The 23,760-nt window shown below is 41.5% G+C and carries 19 protein-coding genes, 2 rRNA genes and 1 pseudogene; all 22 read left to right on the forward strand.

The annotated features are described in order from the left end of the window. Positions 1 to 113: 113 nt before the first annotated feature. The 22 genes and pseudogenes from trmD (at position 114) to ACGHIY_RS03005 (ending at position 23,712) form a co-directional block, all read left to right on the forward strand. Positions 114 to 929: a tRNA (guanosine(37)-N1)-methyltransferase TrmD gene (trmD, locus tag ACGHIY_RS02900; RefSeq protein ID WP_012864103.1), complete on the forward strand. Its 816-nt coding sequence runs from the start codon at positions 114 to 116 to the stop codon at positions 927 to 929. After that, a complete protein-coding gene (locus tag ACGHIY_RS02905; protein ID WP_390525666.1) occupies positions 926 to 1,972 on the forward strand; it encodes a DUF4178 domain-containing protein in 1,047 nt (348 codons plus the stop codon). Before trmD ends, ACGHIY_RS02905 begins: the two co-directional genes overlap by 4 nt. A gap of 44 nt (positions 1,973 to 2,016) precedes the next feature. Continuing rightward, positions 2,017 to 2,589, forward strand: coding sequence for a hypothetical protein (locus ACGHIY_RS02910; protein WP_390525667.1), 573 nt, complete (start codon positions 2,017 to 2,019; stop codon positions 2,587 to 2,589). Between the two features lie 14 nt (positions 2,590 to 2,603). Next, positions 2,604 to 3,911 (forward strand): glutathionylspermidine synthase family protein, encoded by a 1,308-nt coding sequence (locus ACGHIY_RS02915; protein WP_390525668.1) that lies wholly within the window; start codon positions 2,604 to 2,606, stop codon positions 3,909 to 3,911. 102 nt (positions 3,912 to 4,013) lie between these two features. Beyond that, positions 4,014 to 5,084 (forward strand): hypothetical protein, encoded by a 1,071-nt coding sequence (locus tag ACGHIY_RS02920; protein WP_390525669.1) that lies wholly within the window; start codon positions 4,014 to 4,016, stop codon positions 5,082 to 5,084. 10 nt (positions 5,085 to 5,094) lie between these two features. Beyond that, entirely contained in the window at positions 5,095 to 5,526 is a 432-nt protein-coding gene (locus tag ACGHIY_RS02925; RefSeq protein WP_004698434.1) for a DUF350 domain-containing protein, read from the forward strand. Between the two features lie 11 nt (positions 5,527 to 5,537). After that, complete coding sequence (locus ACGHIY_RS02930) at positions 5,538 to 6,098, forward strand: hypothetical protein (protein ID WP_295816467.1); 561 nt, start codon at positions 5,538 to 5,540, stop codon at positions 6,096 to 6,098. Between the two features lie 57 nt (positions 6,099 to 6,155). Further along, positions 6,156 to 6,728: an RNA methyltransferase gene (locus ACGHIY_RS02935; protein WP_005377916.1), complete on the forward strand. Its 573-nt coding sequence runs from the start codon at positions 6,156 to 6,158 to the stop codon at positions 6,726 to 6,728. 9 nt (positions 6,729 to 6,737) lie between these two features. After that, the gene (locus tag ACGHIY_RS02940) at positions 6,738 to 7,472 is read left to right on the forward strand and encodes a YebC/PmpR family DNA-binding transcriptional regulator (protein ID WP_221741834.1); all 735 of its coding nucleotides are present in this window, start codon (positions 6,738 to 6,740) and stop codon (positions 7,470 to 7,472) included. Positions 7,473 to 7,676: 204 nt separating this feature from the next. Then, a complete protein-coding gene (gene ruvC, locus ACGHIY_RS02945; RefSeq protein ID WP_221741836.1) occupies positions 7,677 to 8,171 on the forward strand; it encodes a crossover junction endodeoxyribonuclease RuvC in 495 nt (164 codons plus the stop codon). Continuing rightward, the gene (gene ruvA / locus ACGHIY_RS02950) at positions 8,171 to 8,779 is read left to right on the forward strand and encodes a Holliday junction branch migration protein RuvA (protein ID WP_390525670.1); all 609 of its coding nucleotides are present in this window, start codon (positions 8,171 to 8,173) and stop codon (positions 8,777 to 8,779) included. The genes ruvC and ruvA overlap by 1 nt, the downstream gene beginning before the upstream one ends. A 2-nt stretch (positions 8,780 to 8,781) precedes the next feature. Next, positions 8,782 to 9,786, forward strand: a complete 1,005-nt coding sequence (gene ruvB, locus ACGHIY_RS02955) for a Holliday junction branch migration DNA helicase RuvB (RefSeq protein WP_038125893.1) — start codon at positions 8,782 to 8,784, stop codon at positions 9,784 to 9,786. 2 nt (positions 9,787 to 9,788) lie between these two features. Further along, complete coding sequence (locus ACGHIY_RS02960) at positions 9,789 to 11,579, forward strand: SpoIID/LytB domain-containing protein (protein ID WP_390525671.1); 1,791 nt, start codon at positions 9,789 to 9,791, stop codon at positions 11,577 to 11,579. Between the two features lie 11 nt (positions 11,580 to 11,590). Beyond that, entirely contained in the window at positions 11,591 to 12,616 is a 1,026-nt protein-coding gene (gene queA, locus ACGHIY_RS02965) for a tRNA preQ1(34) S-adenosylmethionine ribosyltransferase-isomerase QueA (RefSeq protein ID WP_390525672.1), read from the forward strand. A gap of 8 nt (positions 12,617 to 12,624) precedes the next feature. Continuing rightward, positions 12,625 to 13,740, forward strand: a complete 1,116-nt coding sequence (tgt, locus tag ACGHIY_RS02970) for a tRNA guanosine(34) transglycosylase Tgt (protein ID WP_390525673.1) — start codon at positions 12,625 to 12,627, stop codon at positions 13,738 to 13,740. A 77-nt stretch (positions 13,741 to 13,817) separates the two neighbouring features. Beyond that, positions 13,818 to 14,108: a preprotein translocase subunit YajC gene (gene yajC / locus ACGHIY_RS02975; RefSeq protein WP_105087073.1), complete on the forward strand. Its 291-nt coding sequence runs from the start codon at positions 13,818 to 13,820 to the stop codon at positions 14,106 to 14,108. Beyond that, positions 14,108 to 14,674 (forward strand): 5-formyltetrahydrofolate cyclo-ligase, encoded by a 567-nt coding sequence (locus tag ACGHIY_RS02980; protein ID WP_390525674.1) that lies wholly within the window; start codon positions 14,108 to 14,110, stop codon positions 14,672 to 14,674. The genes yajC and ACGHIY_RS02980 overlap by 1 nt, the downstream gene beginning before the upstream one ends. Before the next feature lie 18 nt (positions 14,675 to 14,692). Further along, the gene (gene secD, locus ACGHIY_RS02985; protein WP_390525675.1) at positions 14,693 to 15,967 is read left to right on the forward strand and encodes a protein translocase subunit SecD; all 1,275 of its coding nucleotides are present in this window, start codon (positions 14,693 to 14,695) and stop codon (positions 15,965 to 15,967) included. Continuing rightward, positions 15,964 to 16,857, forward strand: coding sequence for a protein translocase subunit SecF (gene secF / locus ACGHIY_RS02990; RefSeq protein WP_004695602.1), 894 nt, complete (start codon positions 15,964 to 15,966; stop codon positions 16,855 to 16,857). The genes secD and secF overlap by 4 nt, the downstream gene beginning before the upstream one ends. 240 nt (positions 16,858 to 17,097) lie before the next feature. Next, a pseudogene (locus tag ACGHIY_RS02995) lies at positions 17,098 to 18,274 on the forward strand (MFS transporter). Positions 18,275 to 18,739: 465 nt separating this feature from the next. Continuing rightward, positions 18,740 to 20,302: ribosomal RNA gene (locus ACGHIY_RS03000) — 16S ribosomal RNA — on the forward strand. Positions 20,303 to 20,777: 475 nt separating this feature from the next. Next, positions 20,778 to 23,712: ribosomal RNA gene (locus ACGHIY_RS03005) — 23S ribosomal RNA — on the forward strand. The 16S and 23S rRNA genes sit together here, the layout of an rRNA operon. Positions 23,713 to 23,760 lie beyond the last annotated feature (48 nt).

The raw sequence follows: 23,760 nt of genomic DNA on the forward strand, positions 1-23,760 counted from the left end.
GGCGGTTTTGTTTTATCTACATATAGGTATATTATCGTAAAAGTTATATAATATAGCTATATATAGATAATACTAATGAGTTAATGTGAGTTAATAAGTACAGGGGACGGTATATGCGTATTGATATTGTATCTTTATTTCCAGAGTTTTTTGATGCGTTTTTTAATCATTCCATCATAAAACGAGCTATCGAGGCAAAACGTCTATCTGTAGATGTAACGAATCCTCGAGATTTTAGCCATAATAAGCATGGTCAAGTAGATGATACACCATATGGTGGTGGGGCTGGTATGCTCATGATGGCACCTCCTATTTTTGAAGCTGTAGAATCCGTTATTGCTCAATATGATAGTGATATTAATGATACTTATACCACAGATGAGATGTGTGATGAAATGAGTCTTATTGGTAATCCTAATGAAAGTATACGACGTCGTATTATCTTTATGGGACCTACAGGACAGCCTTTCACACAGGAGAAGGCTCGTGAATTGGCTAGCTATGATCAAGTGGTCCTTATTTGTGGTCATTATGAAGGTGTAGATTATCGCGTAGAGAAACATCTTGTAGATGAAACGATTTCTATTGGTGATTATGTATTGACCGGTGGTGAGTTGCCAGCTATGGTAGTTACTGATGCAGTGGCTCGCATGATACCTGGTGTATTAGGTGCGGCTAGTGGGGCACAAGAGGATTCTTTTTATGAGTCACTTTTAGAATGCCCACAATATACAAAACCACCAGAATTTAGAGGTTGGACTGTTCCAGATGTATTGCGTAGTGGTCATCATAAAAATATTGCCGCATGGCGTCAAAAGGAAGCACTAAAAAGAACACGATTATTACGGCCTGACTTATTAGAACGACCATTAACAAAAGAGGAAGTTAAACTGTTAAAAGAAATTGTTGCAGAAGAGTCTAGGCTATGAAATTTAAGTGTTATGATGTTGTAGAGATTCAGGGAAAACGATATGTAGTCGGGGAGGTCATTTCTTATCAAGAGTTTATCGTTGATAAAACAATACGTTATGATCTTAATGATGAAAATTATAAAAAAGAACTAGGTGTTTCCAAAGGAGCTCAGTCTTGGACCGAATATGGTCTTATGCCCGTTAATGGGACGGATAAAAAATGGCTTACCATTGTAAACGGTGAAAAAGAATATTGCACTTTTTCTGAAACAGTTTTACGTTCAACCCCTCCTGCAGGATATAGACTACATGATAAAGGTATAGAACGTGTCGTAGCTGTGGAGGGGCAATCGAAGGCTAGAAGTGGCGACGAAGCAGATTATAAAGAATATAGATCAATTAAAAAGGATAAAACCTATGTATTCTTTATTGAGGACTGGCATGGTGGTTTGACGGATCAGGCTCAAGGTGAGCGGATTCGTTTGTCTGATGTACATCGACGGCGAGATCAGGCTGCTCAAGCAGTGAGTAAAAAGATTCGTAATGCAGCGAGGAGAAAAGAATGGACACGATTGGGTCTGAGTTGGGGAATCATTTTATTCTTTTTTGGATATTTGTTTATAGGAGATATGTCTTGGCATGAATTGCGTGATGAAGTAGGATTCCCATATACCATGGAAGAGCGCATTAAAGATTCCTATTATTATGAACCGCAAGGTACAAAAGACGGTTTGATGGTATATACGTCAAAGCAAGATCCAAATGCAACGGCTATCGATCTTATCGATGCTGTGTATGGCAAGGTTTATACCATTAAACAAGATACTAAGTCCCCTGAGCAGTGGATTGTCATTTATACGACTAAAGATGTATCTGTTATTAGTGTGGTTAATGGCACTACGTATGTTGAAGTGGGGCAATTAAAAAACTTGTCAGATTCGGAGGATAGGCGTATAGCGACTATTAGAAATGACAGTGAAATATTGTTACGATATGCGTATATGGTGGAGTTAAAGAATAAGCAGGGTCGTAAGACGTTATCAAATATAATAAAAGATTGATATAGTATTGATTTCAGTTACGAAATCAAACGAAGGAATATTATATGTATGAACCAAGTAAGAATACTGTTTACATAGCCATAGCCTTTACATCTATAGCAGCTCTAGTAGGCGCTTATTCGTATTGGGACGATGTTAGCTATGCTCTATGTGATGTGGTCAAACCAGAATTAAATAATGGTGAAGTACGGCTCGTTGATGATGAAGGTAAAAGCTATACCTTGATTAATCACGGTGATGGAAAAGAAACTGCGCTCTATGATGATGCAGAAAAATCTGTTACCTTTCATCGTGATGAGAAAGGCAATATTATATGGGATGCAGGCTTAGCCAGTTTGATTCCAACTTTGGCGGTAGGTTACTATGCGTTCCATGGCTTTTCAGCTCCAACGGCATATATGGATGCACCCAGTATGACCTATCGTGCTACATCGCCACTTACATCTTTTGATGCAAATACAGGCGCTAGCAAATCTAATAGTGCAAGAGTGGCTAGGACTATTAATGAGATGACTAGAAATCGTTACAATACTAAAACGAGTAGTCGGGCACATAGAATTGGTGAAAAGTATGGCTTTGGTAGTGTAGGGACTCGAACTTCGAGCGGTGCCTCTTAATGAAAGGATGAACAATGAAATCCTATATTGATGAGCTTGATAGAAATATATTTAATTTCGTGGAATATGAAGGCTATGATGACCGGTATCCTTCATTATCTATGCAGGCCTTTTCAGCTGATTTTTACGATGAAATTCGCCATGCGTCTCGTAGATTATTTCAAATTTTTTGTAAAGCCGCAAAAGTATTTCAAATGGCACCAGATGACTTTGCTCGAAATATGGATATGCCAGAAAATTTAATCCCATATCTACATAAGTCGAATGCCTTAGGGTTACCGACTTGGTTATCTCGCTTTGATTTTGTTCTTGATGTAAATGGCAATTTACGCATGGTAGAACTTAATGCTGATACGCCATGTTTTCTTATTGAAAGCTATTATGCCAATGAAATTGCAGCTAACTATGTAGGACGAAAACATCCTAATATAGAATGCCGAAAAGAATTACATACATTTTTAAAGCGCATGTATGATGCTGTTTTATCTGCTAAGTATGGTAGAGATGTATATGAGTCTATGATAGCAAATGGAGGTTGCCCATCTAAGGAGGCTTTTGTATTCTCTTGTTTTCATGATTATTTTGAAGATTACGGTACAACACAATTCCTTATGAATGAATTAAAATCGGCTTGCCCTGAGGCTGACACGCGATTTCTATCCTTTTATGATATGAAGATTGATGATGAGGGCATTCCTTTAGCAGATGGTAGTCATGCGACTCTATTATATCGATTGCATCCCATGGAACTTTTGATTGATGAACAAACACCAGATAATGAACCTTTGGGTGAGATGTTTTTAGATCTTTACGAGGAGAATAGATTTGCTCTTTTTAATCCGCCAGAGGCAATTATTTTACAAAACAAATCCTTTATGTCCTTAGTATATGCATTGTATTTAACAGATCAATTTTTTACGAAACCTGATCGAGATATAATCGAGCGTTATTTGGCACCATCCTATTTTGAAAATGATTTTTCCTCTCTTGATGATGGCCTTTATATTCAAAAGGAGATTTGGGGCCGTGAAGGACGACATGTACAAGTTGTTCAAAAGCATGGTGATACATCTGAGCTTTACATGGAAAAGCTAGTTGATAACTATGACGATATCATTTGTCGTGATAGTAAAAAGGTTATGTATCAAGATTTTATACAGCAGAAACGTTTTACTCATACAGTGGATTGTGGAGTGAAAGATGGATTTTTAACCTTATCCTGTTTTATGCTTGGTGATCAAGCTTCCGCGGTAGGATGCCGTTTTTCTCCGGAAGAGATAGCTGGTACAGAAGCATACTTTGTACCATTATTAATAGAGTAAGCGAAATACTATGAAATTTGTGACCATATAGTATGGGCAAACGAATGATAATAGGTGTATTTAGTAGCAGTCGTGCTTATGTCTACTTTAGCGAGGGTGTGTATGGAATTTAATTGTTATGATGTCTTAGAGGTTCATGGCAGCCGCTATGTAATCACTGAGAAAATTAAATACATAGAGATTATTCCAAAAGCAGATAAGGAACAATCCTATAGGGGCCAGCCGTCTATGACAAAATCACCAGGTGATTATTGGCATGAATATGGACTAGAGGCTGTTGAGGGAATCGATAAAATATGGTTAACCATTGAGTACAATGATAATGAATGGTGTACCGTATCTAGAACATCCTTTCATACACGGCCAGGGAAAGATTTTACATTACATCAAATCGGCTTAGAAAAGGTTGTCGATGTGGATGGTGAAAGTGGTGCCTCCGTAGGGGACCGCGCAGGATATAGAGAATATCAGCTACCTTGTGAAGGTGGTGCTAGTGTATTCTTTGAAGAAGAGTGGTTTGAAGGTAAAAAAATGTTTGCCGAAGGATCACGAGTACCCTTGGTGAATATTCGTCTTTGTAATGATGCAGCCGCTCAAGCTATTAAGCAAAAGATGCGTAACAAATCAATGAAAAAGAGGTTTGGATCTATTGCTGTTGGTGTGGGGTATGGTGTACTATTTTTACTATTTCTATTTTGGTCGGACAATGATTTGTCTTGGCATAGTATACGCGCTATGTTTGGAGTGCCTTACACGGCAAAAGAACATATGCATGACACATCTGCATATTATACAAAAACAGATTCGGATAGCGACTATGTATACACGTCTATACTAGATCCTGTTAGTACCGCATTAGACTTGATTGATTCTGTGAATGGTGATATTAAGAATGAGCGGGATAACTTAGAAGAGGGACATGAAGTTATTGTATTTTATTCTGGGGACATGGTGTATCTCATCACTAATATGGATGGACAAACTAGGGTTAAGGTATGTGAACAATCAAAATTAACACAAGAGGATTGGAAAATTATTGATCATACATTAATCAGCTCTCATATACTCGATAACTATGCGACCATGGTTCGACTAGGGGATAATACGGGACGCGAACGATTGTATCCTACCAGCAACTCTAACAACACATCCAATACAAAATTATATTATTAGGAGGCTTATTATGATTTATATACCAGATGTATTATTGACAATTTTTTATGCTTGTTTTGGCATTATGCTGATGTTGACAGCGAACACGGTTATCGATTTCTTCGTGCCTGGAAAATTTAGTGAAGAAATTAAGCGTGGTAACTGTGCTGTGGCGTGGCTTTCAGCGGGATCATTTATCGGTATCGGTGAAATTTTGCGCGCTGTTATTATGTCACCAGCCGTGACTACGGCTGATACGTCCCTGTTACATGGCATTGTAGCCAGTGTTGTATACGCTGTGCTAGGTATTATACTATTTGTAACGGGCTATATGTTTATCAATATTTGGCATCGTAAATATAAATTATCCGAAGAAATTATGCGTGGTAATACAGCGGCTGGTATTCTTGTATTTGGCATTTTCGTTGGTCTTGCTCTTGTTATTAGCGGTGCTGTGCACTAAGGGAGCGTTTTATGTATAAGCCAAGTAAGAAAACCATATACCTTACAGGTGCTTTCGCCGCAGTTGCTGGTCTTGTAGGTGTGTATTCATACTGGAACGATATCTCCTATGCTGTGTGTGATAAGGTTTATCCAGAGGCAAATGAGGGGGAGGTTCGATTAAAGGATAGTCAAGGTAATCGGTATTCTCTTTTAAACCATGGCGATGGAAAAGAAACCGCCTTGTATGACGATAATCGTTCAGTTACCTTTCACCGTGATAATGGTGGAAACTTAGTGTGGGATGCTGGTTTGGCAAGTTTGTTACCAACTATTGCAGCTGGGTATTATATGTTTCATGGGTTTAATCCTCCTACGGCACGTATGGATGGACGAACTATGACGTATCGCACGGTATCGCCATTAAAACCGTATGAACAACCTAATGAATATACGTCATCAGGATCAACTATACATGGCTATGGAGGTGGAAGAAGCTTTCGTAGTTATGAGAATAATAGAAGTAAGAAAGCATCATCTATAGGGCAAAAGTCTGGCTTTGGCAGTGCTGGTGCACGGTCTAGTGCTTCATAATGGATGCGATGACACTATATGTTGATGGCAGTTGTTTAGAAATCAGGAGATTTAGCATTGGCAAATTTATATATTGGGCTCGTTCATTATCCGATTATGAATAAGCATAAAGATGTGATAACGACGGCCATTACCAATTATGATATTCACGATATTGCACGCGCATCTATCACCTATGATGTATCTAAATATTTTGTGATTCATAATATACCGGCTCAACGAGAATTAGCAGCTACCATTATGGAACATTGGAAGTCAGGCTTTGGTAGTACCTATAATCCGGACAGAAAAGATGCTTTCACAGGCGTTGAACTCGTTAATTCTATCGCTGTTGCGGTGCGTACTATCGAGGAATTGGAAGGGGTAAAACCTATCGTAGCAACTACCGATGCTAGAACTTATGATAATACAATTTCCTATGCACGGATGCGCGAACATCTTGAAAATGAGGGGCGCCCTGTGTTAGTATTATTTGGTACCGGTTATGGTATGACAAAAGAAACGATGGAAAGCTTTGACTATATTTTAGAACCTATATATGGCCATGGTGAATACAATCATTTATCCGTGCGTAGTGCCGTATCAATCATCTTAGATCGGCTGCGGGGCGAAGCATGGTGGAATAAATAGGAGGCGTCTATGTCAGGACATTCTAAATGGGCAAATATTAAACATAAAAAAGGTAAAACCGATGCATTAAAAGCTAAATTGGCTACAAAAATCGGTCGTGAAATTACCGTTGCAGCACGCATGGGTGGTGCAGATCCAACTGGTAATATGCGTTTGAAATTGGCTTTACAAAAAGCTCGTGAAAACAATATTCCTAAGGATAATATTCAACGTGCTATCGACAAGGGCGTTGGCGCTACCGATATGAACGCATATGAAGAAATCGTATATGAAGGTTATGGCCCTGCCGGTGTTGCCGTTACTGTAGAGGTTATGACGGATAATCGTAATCGCGCGGCTGCTGATGTGCGTCATGCATTCTCTAAACAAGGTGGCAACCTTGGTGAAAGCGGTTGTGTAGGCTGGATGTTTAAATCTAAAGGTGTATTCGTTATCGATAAAGAGGGTCATGATGAAGACGAAGTAACAATGCTCGCTCTCGAAGCTGGTGCAGAAGATCTTAAGTCTGAAGATGATGTGTTTGAAATTTATACAACACCAGAGGATTTTGATGCTGTAGAAGCAGCGCTTGCTGATGCGGGTATCGAAACTGTAGTAGCTAAAATTACAATGGTTCCAGATACAACGATTGAGTTAGCTGGTGATGATGCTGTAAAAATGCAGAAAATGCTCGACGTATTGGATGATCTTGATGATGTACAAAACGTATATCACAACGGTATTTTGCCAGACGATGAAGAATAAATAAACAGGGGCACTCTATGGGTGCTCCTTTTCTATTGATGAATTAAATTAGAAAGATATGTAAAAGTTAAGAAAAGTAATAGATTTCTTATATTAAATATACGGGAATTCATGAATTTCGATGTGATATTGTGCTATAATGAAATAGATTATGTAATGGAGGTAGGCGATAGCTTATCTCATTTTTAAACTAAGGGGGTTGGGGTGCGCATTATAGGAATTGACCCAGGCACGGCTATATGCGGATACGGCATTATTGACGTGAAGGGCAGCAAACTAACACCAGTAGCCTATGGGGCTATTACAACTCCTAAGGAATTAACTGATTCACAGCGATTGGAAATTCTATTTAATGATCTTAGCGATCTTTTAGAGGAATACAAGCCAGATAAGTTTGGAGTAGAGGAATTATTCTTTAACCGCAATGTAACGACAGCCATTAAGGTTGGACAAGCACGAGGTGTCATCTTATTGGCCGCCGAGCAACAGCGTATTCCACTCTATGAATATACGCCGCTACAAATCAAGCAAGCGGTCACTGGTTATGGCAAGGCTGATAAGAATCAGGTCATTTATATGACGATGAATATTTTGGGGATTCGTGAGAAAATCAAGCCCGATGATACAGCAGATGCATTGGCAGTTGCTATCTGTACGGCTCATAGTTCTCACAATGATAGATTGAAGAGGTTGGTATAATGATAGGGTATGTACGGGGCATCGTAACACATCTCTTTAAAGAGTCTTGTTATGTAGATGTACATGGCGTAGGGTATCGCGTATATGTGCCGACCACTACGCGTCAACAATTGATAGAAGGTCGTGAGGTGACGCTATTCACGTATCTTAATGTACGAGAAGATGCGATGCAACTCTACGGCTTTTGGACGGAAGAGGAATATGAGTTGTTTATACTGCTCATTTCTGTTTCCGGTATCGGTCCCAAGGTGGGGCTTGGCATTTTGTCAGGCATGACACCAGAGGCTTTTAAATTAGCGGTTATCAATGGACAGGTGCAACAATTAACTAAGTTACCTGGCATTGGTAAGAAGTCTGCGGAGCGACTTGTTTTAGAACTGAAGGATAAGATTGCTAAGATGACACATATTTCTGCAGAATCACCTGCGGCTATTCAGCCTATTGATGTCACTGCTAGTGGTGCCGTAGGGGAGGCTATTGAAGCTCTCGTATCATTAGGATACTCCGAGCGAGATGTGTCTGATATTGTTGAGTCTTTAGATGATGGTAAGCGCGATGTATCTGAGTTGATTAAAGTCAGTTTGATTGAGCTTGGGAAAGGACGATAAGGATGAATGAAGAAGTACGCCTTGTCGGCAATGGCGAGCACGAAGAGGATATATGGCAATATAGCCTTCGACCTAAGTTCTTTAATGAGTATGTAGGGCAAGAAGAGGCTAAAGGCAATCTAAATGTGTATATTCAGGCTGCAAAGCAACGTGGTGAAGCATTGGATCACGTTTTGCTCTATGGGCCTCCAGGTCTTGGTAAGACTACATTAGCAGGGATTATTGCGAATGAATTGGGTGTTAATTTTCGCATAACTTCTGGTCCTGCTATTGAAAAGTCTGGTGATTTGGCTGCAATTTTAACAAATTTAGATGATCATGATGTATTATTTATCGATGAGATTCATCGCTTGTCTCGTAGCGTAGAGGAAGTGTTGTACTCTGCTATGGAGGACTATGCTATTGATATTATCATCGGTAAGGGACCAAGTGCTCGAACTGTACGCATTGACTTGCCAAAATTTACTTTGGTAGGTGCCACTACTCGAGCGGGTGCTTTGGCGGCACCGTTACGGGACCGATTTGGTATTATTAATCGGTTGGAATATTATAAACAACCAGAGCTAGAATTTATTGTGACTCGAGCCGCAGAAATTCTTAATATTGGTATTGTGTCGACTGGGGCAAGCGAAATTGCACGTCGTTCACGAGGAACACCGCGTATCGCAAACCGTCTGCTTAAACGGGTACGTGATTTTGCACAAGTCATTGGTGATGGGGTTATCACTCAAGAAATTGCAGATGAAGCATTACAACGTTTATATGTAGACAAAATGGGACTTGATCGAATCGATCGACGTGTGTTGGAATGTATTATTGAAAAATATGATGGCGGCCCTGTAGGGATTGATACCATTGCGGCGGCCATCAGCGAAGAGAGAGATACCATCGAAGATGTGTATGAACCATATTTGATGCAATTAGGATTTTTAGGACGCACACCGCGTGGGAGGGTGGCTACTAAATTGGCCTATGAGCATTTAGGTATTTCACAGACAGGGAAATAACAATGAAAACGAAACGATTACAATTGATGATAATGGCCACTTTATTTTTAGGTGTAAACATTGGTGGCGCTTCTGTAGCACATGGAGCGACGCTGCAAAATAAAAGTGCAGTGGTAACGAAAAAGCCAACGCCAAAATCAACAGTATCTAATACAACTGTATCGAAAGTAAATACGACGAAGAAATCTAGTTTTCGTCCACTTGCTACTAAACCAGTTGCGAAGCCGGTCACAACAACTAAAACGGTTTCTAAGTCAACTGCTACATCTACGGTGGCTAAACCTAGTGCAAAACCGGTTAGTGTAGCAAAGCCTGCTACAGCTACAAAGTCGGTAACGACGGCTAAACCAGTTAGTGCAACAAAATCAACTAGTACTGCGAAATCTAGTACTAATGCAACAGCTACGAAATCAGCTACTACAGGTAAAGCTACAACGGCTACAAAACCTGCGGCTTCTGCTACTGCAAAGCCAGCTACTAAACCTGCAGTTACTGGTGATAAGCCTGTACCACAAAAAAGAGCTACTGAAAAAACTGCTACTAAAAAGGTAGTAAAAACAACGGATGCGAATAGCATTCAAGCCAATACAGCAGTTATTACTCGCAACAAAGTGGGCTCCGTAGTGACGCCTGCCACAGAACGCAAAGAAAACATGCCAAATGTACGTGTTCTACTAGGTAGTCGTAGCTCCGATGCTACTGTTACATCTACAGCCAACATGGTTGTATTGAACAGCGGTAATGGTCAAGTTAGCACAATCAGTGCTAATCGTGGTACATCTATTGGCGTTCGCGCCGGCAAGATTGCTGTAAATGGAAAGGCTATTGATAGTGTGGTTACATTGAAGCCTGCGAATAGCGATGCACCATTCTTGTTCGAAGGTAAAGGTTATCGTGGCGGTTTAACATTACGTGCCAATAATGGAACCATGATGGTCATTAATTCTGTGCCCCTTGAGGATTACCTGTATGGTGTTGTCCCACAAGAGGTAGTACCGTCTTGGCCGGCTGCTGCATTAGAGGCACAAGCTGTAGCAGCTCGTACTTATGCTCTTCATACGATGGAACAAAATAAAGGTAAATTCTACGATGTGAGTAATTCCACGGATCATCAAGTATATAGTGGTGTGAGTGGTGAATCTCAAGCTACCACAAATGCGGTAAATAAAACTAAAGGCGTAGTTATGCTTTATGATCAACGTCCTATTAATGCCTTATTCCATTCTGATGGCGGTGGCTATACAGAGGATAGTGTAAATGTTTGGGGAAGTGATGTACCATACTTGAAAGGGGTAAAAGACTTTAGTACTGGTACATCTACATCGAATTGGACTGTTACTACCTCTCGTCAAGCTCTTGAAAGTAAACTTAATGCGGCAAGTAAAGGGGTAGGTAAATTGAAGAGCATTCAATTGACCCCTCTTGGTAAGCCTGGGCAACAAACATATGACCGTGGTGTATCAGGTCGTATAAAGAGTGCTACTTTCATAGGTGCCTCTGGAAAAACTACTGTAGATGGTGATGCACTACGTAGCATTTTAGGTTTAAAATCTACATTGTTTGATTTCTATGTAAATCACAATCCTGCTAAAGGCACGGGTAAGGCTTATCATAGCTTTACTGGCAAGAATGATACTGTCTATATTAAAGGCCATGGTTGGGGACATGGTCTTGGTATGTCTCAATGGGGCGCTGCAGAAATGGCAAAGCGTGCTAACCCTGGAGATACAAATTATTACCAAACTATTTTGCGTCACTACTATAGTGGCATTACATTGAAGAAAATGTATTAATAAGGATAACGATGAAAGTTACAGATTTTGATTATGAATTGCCAGAAGAACTGATTGCTCAACATCCCATAGAGCCTCGTGATACAGCACGGCTTTTAACCTTGGATAAGGTAAGTGGTAAAGTTAGTCATAAAGAGCATTTTTACGATTTGCTTGAAGAACTTCACGAAGGTGATGTACTCGTATTTAATAATACGAAGGTTATCCCTGCGAGATTATATGGACATCGTCAAGGTTCTGGTGGCAAGGTGGAGGTACTTCTACTCACACCATGTGGTGAAAATCGATGGGAATGCCTTGTTAAACCGGGGAAAAAATGTCCTATCGGGCAAGTTATAGAGTTTGATGACCGCCTAAGTGGAGTTATTATAGATAAAACAGATTTTGGAGGCCGTATCATTCAGTTCACATGCAACGGTGTGTTTGATGATGTGATTCAAGAGATTGGTGAAATGCCATTACCTCCATATATTCATGAAAAACTAGAAGATAAAGATCGTTATCAAACGGTATATGCTAAGGAGAAAGGCTCTGCTGCGGCGCCAACTGCAGGACTTCACTTTACACCTGAGCTATTAGAAAAAATAAAAGCTAAAGGCGTGGAGCTTGAGTTTGTAACCTTGCACGTTGGATTGGGTACCTTTAGACCTGTATCGGCAGAGACTATTGAAGATCATGAGATGCATAGTGAGTTCTTCGTTGTATCTCAAGAAACCGCTGACCGTATTAATGCAGCTAAGAGAAACGGACGCCGTATTATTGCGGTAGGTACTACATCTGTACGTACACTCGAGTCTGCTACGAATGATGACGGTATACTACAAGGTATTAGTGGATGGACTCAAATCTTTATCTATCCTGGTTATAAATTTAAGATGATTGATGCATTGGTAACGAATTTCCATTTGCCTCAATCTACATTGTTAATGTTGATTAGTGCATTAGCCGGTCGTGAACATTGTTTAGCGGCCTACGAAGAAGCTGTTCGAGAACGTTATCGCTTCTTTAGCTTTGGCGACGCTATGTTTATTCGTTAGGAGGGATTATGCCAAGTATTACTTATGAATTACAAAAGACATGTCCTCATACGGGGGCACGTGCAGGTTTATTGCATACACCACATGGTACCTTCCAAACACCTATGTTTATGCCTGTAGGTACACAGGCAACTGTTAAAACAATGACACCAGAAGAACTAAAGGCTATGGGTTCTCAAGTTATTTTGAGTAATACGTACCATTTATTTCTTCGTCCTGGTTCTGAACTTGTGGAAGAAGCAGGTGGGTTGCATAAGTTTATGAATTGGGATCAAGCTATTTTAACTGATAGCGGTGGGTTCCAAGTATTTAGCTTAGGCGACATGCGTAAGATTACTGAAGAAGGTGTAACTTTTAGATCACATATTGATGGATCAAAACAGTTTTTATCTCCAGAAGTTGCCACAAAGGTACAAGAACAATTAGGTTCTGATATTGCGATGGCTTTTGACGAATGTATTCCGTATCCTGCCGATCATGATTATGCGAAGAGTTCTACAGCGCGTACCACACGTTGGGCTCATCGTTGCCAAGAGGCTCGTAAGGCTCATGACCGCCAAGGTATGTTTGGTATTGTTCAAGGTGGTATGTACAAAGATTTACGCAAACAAAGTGCGGAAGAGCTTGTAGCTATGGACTTTGAAGGGTATAGTGTCGGTGGTTTATCCGTAGGGGAACCTCATGATTTAATGAATGAAATCCTTGAATATACAACCCCATTATTACCGATAAATAAAGCTCGCTATTTAATGGGGGTTGGTACTGCGGACTGTCTTGTAGAAGGTGTTGCACGTGGAGTTGATATGTTTGATTGTGTATATCCAACTCGTGTTGCTAGAAATGGGATGGCCATGACCTGGAATGGTCGTCTTAATATTCGAAATGCTCAATTTGCTCATGATTGGGGACCGTTAGAAGAAGGGTGCCAATGTTATACATGTAAAAATTATTCCCGTGCATATATTCGTCACTTATATAAGGCAGAAGAAATTTTGGCATTGCGCCTTGTAACGTATCATAATCTCTACTTCTTGTTAGAGTTTATGCGTCAAATGAGACAATCTATTCTAGAAGATCGGTTCCCACAATTTAGAATGCAATTCTGGGATAGCTTTAAAAAATAGTAATTAAGTCTAGTCAAATTTATATTAGGTGGCTATACTAGAAAAGAAATACATATTTATTAATCTAGGAGGATAACATGGGAGATATTCAACAAATCTTGCAAACTAGCTGGCCTATTTTGTTAATGGTAGTGATTTTTTACTTTTTATTGTGGCGTCCACAAAAGAAACAACAAAAAGAGCGCGCTAACTTGTTAGGTAGCTTAAAAAAAGGCCAAAAAATTGTTACTATTGGTGGTATTTACGGCGAAATTGTTGAACTTGATGACGAAAAAGTCAAAGTACAGGTATCTGAAAAAGTTGAATTAACATTTGCTCGTACAGCAGTTGCTAACGTACTGTCTAAGAAAAACAAGGAAGAAAAATAATGAATACAAAGGAAGCAGTGCGCCAGGCGTGTAAGTCTCAGCGCGCTGCTTTATCCGTTGCTGATTGTAGGCAGTGGACGCCGATGTTGACGAATCAAATCGTCAATAGTCCTGAGTATACATCGGCAAAAAATATTATGGCCTATTTGGCGATGCCCAAAGAGGCCGATTTAGACGATGTGATTCGTCATGCTTTAGAACATGGTAAATCCGTATACGTTCCAGTATGTACCGATAAGACGACTATGATTGCAGTTCGTCTTAAGTCTCTAGAATCTATCACTCGGGGTGTGTTAAATATACGCATTCCCTCTGAGCCATACGAGATTATTGATCCACATGACTTGGATTTGATTTTAGTGCCTGGTGCTGGCTTTGACCGTCAAGGTGGTCGTATGGGGATGGGGAATGGGTATTATGATCGATTTCTCAAGGAACTTTTACCAAGTACATTTATGGGCGTATGTTGGACGGTACAATTATGGGATACACTAATCCCGATGGATGAGTTAGACCAACGGATGAGTAAAATCGTGACAGAGCAAGGCGTTATACATTGTATATAGCAGAAGGGAGCAACTATTTTGAACGGTAAAGCTATTATCAAGTTTTTAGTAGTCATTGCTGTTATCATTGGTACCTTTGCGTATTGTATTCAACCTTTAGCAGGTTCTTTGAAACAAGGCCTTGATTTACAAGGTGGTACGCATATTGTATTGGAAGCAGAAGATTCTGCGACTGGTACAGCTGACAATGATGCAGTAGAACGGGCAAAGCAAATCTTAGAGCGTCGTATTAATGAAATGGGTTTGTCTGAACCATTGGTACAACGTGAAGGGGCTCGTCGTATTATCATTGAATTGCCAGGTGTAAAAGATCCTGACGAAGCGATTAAACGTATCGGTAAAACAGCGGTCTTGGAATTTAAAAACGACCAAGGTCAAACCGTTATGACTGGTGATGATTTAAAAGATGCGAAAGAAGAGTTAGGTCAAAATAAACAACCACTCGTTGCTATTGAATTAAGCGATGAAGGGGCTAAGAAATTTGCTGATTTAACATCTAAAAATATTGGTCGTCGTATTGCCATTACATTGGATGGTAAAGAATTGACTAATCCTGTAGTACAACAAGCAATTACAGGTGGTAAAGCCACTATCTCTGGTAGTCAAAGTTTAGAAGAAGCTAAAGACTTGGCTATTTTATTACGTTCCGGTGCATTGCCTGTTAAAATTAATGTATTGGAAGTGCGTACAGTAGGTCCTTCTTTGGGGCAAGACTCCAAGGATAAATCTGTTGTAGCCTTCAGTGCCGGTATTGCAATGATCATGATTTTCTTGGTTATTTTATATCGTTTTTCTGGCATCGTAGCTAATATAGCGTTACTTGTATATGTTATGCTCTTATTACTCGTGTTGGGCAAGGGCTTTAATGCGACTATGACATTGCCAGGTATTGCTGGTATTATCTTATCCATGGGTGTTGCGGTAGATGCGAATATTCTAATCTTTGAACGTTTCAAGGAAGAGGTATTTTCCGGTAAATCTATGCGGGTTGCTATGGAAGCAGGTTTTAGCCGTGCGTTAGCCACAATTACTGATGCAAACGTATCCGTTATCATTACAGCTGGTATCTTAACTATTTTAGGATCTGGTCCTGTAAAAGGCTTTGCTATCAGCTTAGGTGTAGGTGTTGTGGTAAGTATGTTCACAGCGATTACTGTGAGTCATTTCTTATTGCGCTTATTAATTGATTGTAACTTTACAAACCATCCATTCTGGTTTGGTGCGAATATTTCTCCAAGCACAAGTGCTGACGCATTTGCACCTAAATCTTTGAAAGGAGGTAAATGCAAATGACATTAGACGTAATTAAACATCATCGTTGGTGGTTTGCTATTTCCTCCACACTCGTTATTATCAGCTTAATTTCCATATTTACTAAAGGGTTTAACTTTGGTATTGATTATACTGGTGGTACTATTGTTGAAGTTGTATTTGATCAACCTGTAGAGGTTAGTCAAGTTCGTGACGTTCTAAAAGAATATAATCTTGAAAATGCACAAATTCAGCTTTCCGGTGATACTACTGGTGATACAGCTGGCGAAGACGTAATGATTCGTACACGTAATCTTGAGTCTAGTGAAAGTGCAGCTGTTGTTGATTCTTTGACTAAATCTATTGGTAACAATACAGTTAAACGTATTGAAACTGTAGGTGCTGTAATTGGCTCTGAAGTTACAGAACATGCGTTATTAAATCTTGTTATAGCATTCGCAGCATTAGCTCTATATATTTCTTATCGTTTTGAATATAAGGTTGCCATTTCTGCTTTAGTTGCCATTTTTCATGACTTGATTATGGTTCTTGGTGTTTTCTCTTATTTCCAATTAGAGATTGATGCATCCTTCTTAGCTGCCATTCTTACGGTTGTAGGTTATTCCATGAATGAATCCGTAGTAATCTTTGACCGTGTTCGAGAAAATACGCATACTCACAAGCGTTCTGATACATTTGCAGATCTTGCGAATGCATCTATTACACAAAGTATTCATCGTAGTTTCTATACATTGGCAACAGTTATGTTTGCCTGTGTATCCCTTTATTTATTTGGTGGAGATACTACAAAGAACTTTGCTCTTTGTATGATTATTGGCTTTGCTAGCGGTGCGTACTCCTCTATCTGTGTAGCTACATCCTTGTGGGTTATGTGGAAGAGCCGCAATAAAAATGACGTACGTAATCAATAATAAGTTATAAATTATTATTGTGTTAATGATTAAAGTACAAGAACCTCTCTTGATTTATTTTTAGAGAGGTTCTTTTATTTTGCCATCTTTTATTATGTAAAACGGTATAGGTATATTACAGATAATATTCATTTTTAACTATACAAAATTTAAAGAGGCTTGTTCTTGAATTCCATAAGATAGAGGCGTAAAATGGCTAGGTGACACGATATAAAAGGAGATACAAATATGGATTCAAATATGGATTCAAATAGATTATGGAGCCCTGCTTTTACTAATTATGGTATTAGTAGTGGTATTTTATATATGACTCAATATGTTCTCGTAGCGGCATTGCCAATTGTAATCACGTCTGAACTGAGTGGCAGCGATCTTGATGCGGGCTTAGCAATGACATATTTTCAAATTGGTACAATTTTATGTAGGATTTTTGCAGGACGATTAATAGATGGTTTTAATAAGCGTATTGTTCTATTAATATCAACAGCCTTGTTTTTCATTATTATGGGATTATTTAATTTTACTACCTCCTTAGAGGCTGTTTTTGTACTACGTGGGTTACATGGTGTTGTGTTTGCCCTTGGAACAACTGTGATGGCTACTTTAGCAGTATTAGTATTGCCTCCTAATCGAAAAGGTGAGGGGGTTAATATGTTTGCTATCTTTTCAAATATAGCAATGGTTTTAGGACCCTGCTATCGGTCTATATGCTTTATCGTTATACGGTAGTATGGCATTGTATATATTTTTAACGGTTATGACTGGATTGGCCATGGTCTTAAGTAATATTATTCCCCTATCAAAAGAGTTAACATTACCTAAACAATCAAAATATAAAGGTTGGCATATTTCCCAGTTTATAGAAAATAAAAGTTTACCTTGGGCTTTAATGGGCTTATTTATCGGTTTTACTTACTCTGGTGTTTTAGTTTTTATACCTATAGAACTTAATAGCATGGGGGCAGGAATATGGGGAAGTGCTTTCTTTGCTATTTTTGCGTTGATGATTATTATTAGTCGGCCTATAGTAGGAAAAATATATGCTCGATATGGTTCAAAAATTATTATCTATACAGGATTAGGATTATTTATATTAGGCTTATTTGCATTGGGATTAGCTATAACACCATTAGCTATTCTATTCACCGCTCCATTGTTGGGGTTAGGCTATGGTGCAGCACAACCTGCATTCCAAGCGTTAGCTATACAATCAGCTCCTATTGAGCGTGCGGGTGTATCAACAGCAACTTATTTTCTAGCCTTAGATATAAGTGTCGGTGCTGGATCGGTTATACTTGCAGTATTAGCTAGTGCGTGGGGCTATCAATATTTATATATGTTCACTGCATTGGTTATGGTGATAGCACTTGCTTTGTATCATATATGGGTAAAAAGATATACTCCTTTAGAACTATAGATATTTTAAGGTAAAAATTGGGTAAAGAAGTATTTAACAAGTTAAAATGGGTTTTAATGAGATATTATATATAGAATGTTAAAAAAATGATGAATGTAAGATGAAAATGATAAGGTAGCAATTTTATATATTGACGTTTATTATATTTATGCTATACTAATACAAGTCATTAGGACACAGCTCAAATGATAAGTATAAAAAACTTCTTAAAAGTTAAAAAAAGCACTTGACGTAATGAGCTTAACTTGATAGAATAATCAAGTCGCCAGTTGATGAAACACTTCGACGAAAGAATGTGTAGACTGGCACAGATCTTTGAAAACTGAACAATGATAGGTAATCAATCAAAATGATTGAACATATGCCAGAGTGCGGGTTTTGACAAAGTCAAAACCAACCATAATTCAAAGCTACTTCAATGTAGCGACAACAAAAACAAATGAGCTATTCAAATAGCTTCAAGATATCTTGGAGAGTTTGATCCTGGCTCAGGACGAACGCTGGCGGCGTGCTTAACACATGCAAGTCGAACGAAGAGCGATGGAAGCTTGCTTCTATCAATTTTAGTGGCGAACGGGTGAGTAACGCGTAATCAACCTGCCCTTCAGAGGGGGACAACAGTTGGAAACGACTGCTAATACCGCATACGATCTAACCTCGGCATCGAGGAAAGATGAAAGGTGGCCTCTATGTATAAGCTATCACTGAAGGAGGGGATTGCGTCTGATTAGCTAGTTGGAGGGGTAACGGCCCACCAAGGCGATGATCAGTAGCCGGTCTGAGAGGATGAACGGCCACATTGGGACTGAGACACGGCCCAGACTCCTACGGGAGGCAGCAGTGGGGAATCTTCCGCAATGGACGAAAGTCTGACGGAGCAACGCCGCGTGAGTGATGACGGCCTTCGGGTTGTAAAGCTCTGTTAATCGGGACGAAAGGCCTTCTTGCGAATAGTTAGAAGGATTGACGGTACCGGAATAGAAAGCCACGGCTAACTACGTGCCAGCAGCCGCGGTAATACGTAGGTGGCAAGCGTTGTCCGGAATTATTGGGCGTAAAGCGCGCGCAGGCGGATCAGTCAGTCTGTCTTAAAAGTTCGGGGCTTAACCCCGTGATGGGATGGAAACTGCTGATCTAGAGTATCGGAGAGGAAAGTGGAATTCCTAGTGTAGCGGTGAAATGCGTAGATATTAGGAAGAACACCAGTGGCGAAGGCGACTTTCTGGACGAAAACTGACGCTGAGGCGCGAAAGCCAGGGGAGCGAACGGGATTAGATACCCCGGTAGTCCTGGCCGTAAACGATGGGTACTAGGTGTAGGAGGTATCGACCCCTTCTGTGCCGGAGTTAACGCAATAAGTACCCCGCCTGGGGAGTACGACCGCAAGGTTGAAACTCAAAGGAATTGACGGGGGCCCGCACAAGCGGTGGAGTATGTGGTTTAATTCGACGCAACGCGAAGAACCTTACCAGGTCTTGACATTGATGGACAGAACTAGAGATAGTTCCTCTTCTTCGGAAGCCAGAAAACAGGTGGTGCACGGTTGTCGTCAGCTCGTGTCGTGAGATGTTGGGTTAAGTCCCGCAACGAGCGCAACCCCTATCTTATGTTGCCAGCACTTCGGGTGGGAACTCATGAGAGACTGCCGCAGACAATGCGGAGGAAGGCGGGGATGACGTCAAATCATCATGCCCCTTATGACCTGGGCTACACACGTACTACAATGGGAGTTAATAGACGGAAGCGAGATCGCGAGATGGAGCAAACCCGAGAAACACTCTCTCAGTTCGGATCGTAGGCTGCAACTCGCCTACGTGAAGTCGGAATCGCTAGTAATCGCAGGTCAGCATACTGCGGTGAATACGTTCCCGGGCCTTGTACACACCGCCCGTCACACCACGAAAGTCGGAAGTGCCCAAAGCCGGTGGGGTAACCTTCGGGAGCCAGCCGTCTAAGGTAAAGTCGATGATTGGGGTGAAGTCGTAACAAGGTAGCCGTATCGGAAGGTGCGGCTGGATCACCTCCTTTCTAGGGAGACATACACCGAGCCAAGAGCTTGGATGTCACTTAGGTCGACACTTTGGCGAGTAAGTAGACGTAGCATAAGCGCTAGCTGTACTTACACACTTATCATTGTTTGGTTTTGAGAGATCTGTAATAGATTTCTCAATTTAATATGGCGTATAAATTACGCGTTAATCTAGGCGCACGTAGGATTGCGAAATCGACGCATACTGGAAGTATGCTAGATGAGCAAGACAAGTGCAACGACGAGTAACACGGAATTTATCGACAGATTTGTTCTTTGAAAACTGCATAGAAGAATTAATATATATTTGTAAGGTCATCTCTTAGAATTTCTAAGTAGGTTGACCCGAGCACATAGGAAATAATTCTCTGACTTAATGGTGACGTACATGAAAATGTACGGCTACAAAAAACGACAATGTATCTAATGCATGTCAATAAAATCGAAAAGATTTTCATCAGAAGATGTAAAATAAGTAAAGATTTTAAGGGCGTACGGTGGATGCCTTGGCGATATCAGCCGAAGAAGGACGCGGTAAGCTGCGATAAGCTACGGAGAGATGCAAGCAATCTTTGACCCGTAGATATCCGAATGGGGGAACCCGGCAGTGGTTATGCACTGTCACCCATAGCATAGACTATGAGGAGGGCACCCGGGGAACTGAAACATCTAATTACCCGGAGGAACAGTAATCAAACGAGATTTTCTTAGTAGCGGCGAGCGAACGGGAAAGAGGCCAAACCGGAGCGGGCAACCGCACCGGGGTTGAGGACAGTCATCAAGTGTAAATGAGGTAGAAGAATGGAGCTGGAAAGCTCAGCCGCAGAAGGTGAAAGCCCTGTAATCGAAACCTTGCATACATGGGACTGTATCCAGAGTACCACGAGACACGTGAAACCTTGTGGGAAGCAGGGGGGACCACCCTCCAAGCCAAAATACTGATATCGACCGATAGCGCATAGTACCGTGAGGGAAAGGTGAAAAGAACCCCTGGCGGGGAGTGAAAGAGAACCTGAAACCGTATGTCTACAAACAGTCGAAGTCTGTATATATATCAGGACGACGGCGTGCCTATTGAAGAATGAACCGACGAGTTACTGTTGCTAGCGAGGTTAAGTGGAACACATGGAGCCGCAGCGAAAGCGAGTCTGAACAGGGCGTTCAGTTAGTAATAGTAGACCCGAAACCGTAGTGATCTATCCATGGCCAGGTTGAAGCACAGGTAAAATTGTGTGGAGGACCGAACTCGTGAGCGTTGAAAAGCTTTGGGATGAGTTGTGGATAGGGGTGAAATGCCAATCGAACACGGAGATAGCTGGTTCTCCCCGAAATAGCTTTAGGGCTAGCCTCGAGGTAGAGAGTATAGGCGGTAGAGCACTGATCGGGCTAGGGGCCATACCGGTTACCGAACCTAGTCAAACTACGAATGGCTATACTTATACTCGGGAGTCAGACAGTGAATGATAAGGTCCATTGTCAAGAGGGAAACAGCCCAGAACACCGACTAAGGTCCCCAATGTTACACTAAGTGGCGAAGGATGTGGAATTTCCAAAACAACCAGGATGTTGGCTTAGAAGCAGCCACCATTTAAAGAGTGCGTAATAGCTCACTGGTCGAGAGACTCTGCGCCGAAAATGTCCGGGGCTAAAGTGTAAAACCGAAGTCGTGTCATATGCAGCAATGTATATGGGTAGGGGAGCGTTCTCATCGGGCTGAAGCAGTACCGTAAGGAGTTGTGGACTGATGAGAAGTGAGAATGTCGGTATGAGTAGCGAAAAGAATGGTGAGAATCCATTCCACCGAAAGCCTAAGGGTTCCTGAGCAACGATCGTCGTCTCAGGGTAAGTCGGGACCTAAGCCGAGGCGGAAAAGCGTAGGCGATGGACAACAGGTTGAAATTCCTGTACCGGTGTGAATCGTTTGAGCGATGGAGTGACACAGTAAGGTAGGTCAGCACGCGATTGGAAGAGCGTGTTTAAGCAGGTAGGTTGAGCTATAGGCAAATCCGTAGTTCTAAAAGCTGAGATGTGATGACGAGCGACTAGCAATAGTCGCGAAGTGATTGATCCTACACTGTCGAGAAAAGCTTCTAGGTAGAGACACATCGCCCGTACCAAAACCGACACAGGTAGGCGGGGAGAGAATCCTAAGGTGCGCGGGAAAACCCTCGTTAAGGAACTCGGCAAAATGCCTCCGTAACTTCGGGAAAAGGAGGACTCATGTAGTGTGAAGAGCAGAAGCGCTTGGAGCATGAATGAGTGGCACAAGAGAGGCGCAAGCGACTGTTTACCACAAACACAGGTGCCTGCTAAAGCGAAAGCTGATGTATAGGTGCTGACACCTGCCCGGTGCTGGAAGGTTAAGAGGAGGGGTTAGACTTCGGTCGAAGCTCTGAATTGAAGCCCCAGTAAACGGCGGCCGTAACTATAACGGTCCTAAGGTAGCGAAATTCCTTGTCGGGTAAGTTCCGACCCGCACGAAAGGTGTAACGACTTGCGCACTGTCTCAACGAGGGACCCGGTGAAATTGAAGTACCTGTGAAGATGCAGGTTACCCGCGACTGGACAGAAAGACCCCATGGAGCTTTACTGCAACCTAAGATTGAACTTAGTTAATGAATGTACAGGATAGGTGGGAGACGGAGAACCTAGGACGCCAGTTTTAGGGGAGTCGCTGTTGGGATACCACCCTTTCATTAATTGATTTCTAACGGGCCGAGTAACGACCGGCCGGACAGTCTTAGGCGGGCAGTTTGACTGGGGCGGTCGCCTCCAAAAGAGTAACGGAGGCGCCCAAAGGTTCCCTCAGAGCGGACGGAAATCGCTCGAAGAGTGTAAAGGCAGAAGGGAGCTTGACTGCGAGACGGACAGGTCGAGCAGGGACGAAAGTCGGGCTTAGTGATCCGGTGGTGCCGAGTGGAAGGGCCATCGCTCAACGGATAAAAGCTACCCTGGGGATAACAGGCTAATCTCTCCCAAGAGTCCATATCGACGGGGAGGTTTGGCACCTCGATGTCGGCTCATCACATCCTGGGGCTGAAGTAGGTCCCAAGGGTTCGGCTGTTCGCCGATTAAAGTGGTACGTGAGCTGGGTTCAGAACGTCGTGAGACAGTTCGGTCCCTATCCATCGCGGGCGTAAGAAACTTGAAGGGGGCTGCTCCTAGTACGAGAGGACCGGAGTGGACGAACCGCTGGTGTACCAATTATCCTGCCAAGGGTACAGTTGGGTAGCTACGTTCGGGACGGATAAACGCTGAAAGCATCTAAGCGTGAAACCAGCCTTGAGATGAGGTTTCTCATAGCATAAGCTAGTAAGATCCCATGTAGACGACATGGTAGATAGGCCAGGTGTGGAAGAGCCGTGAGGTTTGGAGCTGACTGGTACTAATCGATCGAGGGCTTTACTTAAATAAAAACATTAAGCAGAATGTGCAACAAAAATATATACTTCTATGT

Source organism: Veillonella parvula, assembly GCF_042850485.1.
Lineage (GTDB): Bacteria > Bacillota > Negativicutes > Veillonellales > Veillonellaceae > Veillonella > Veillonella parvula_Q.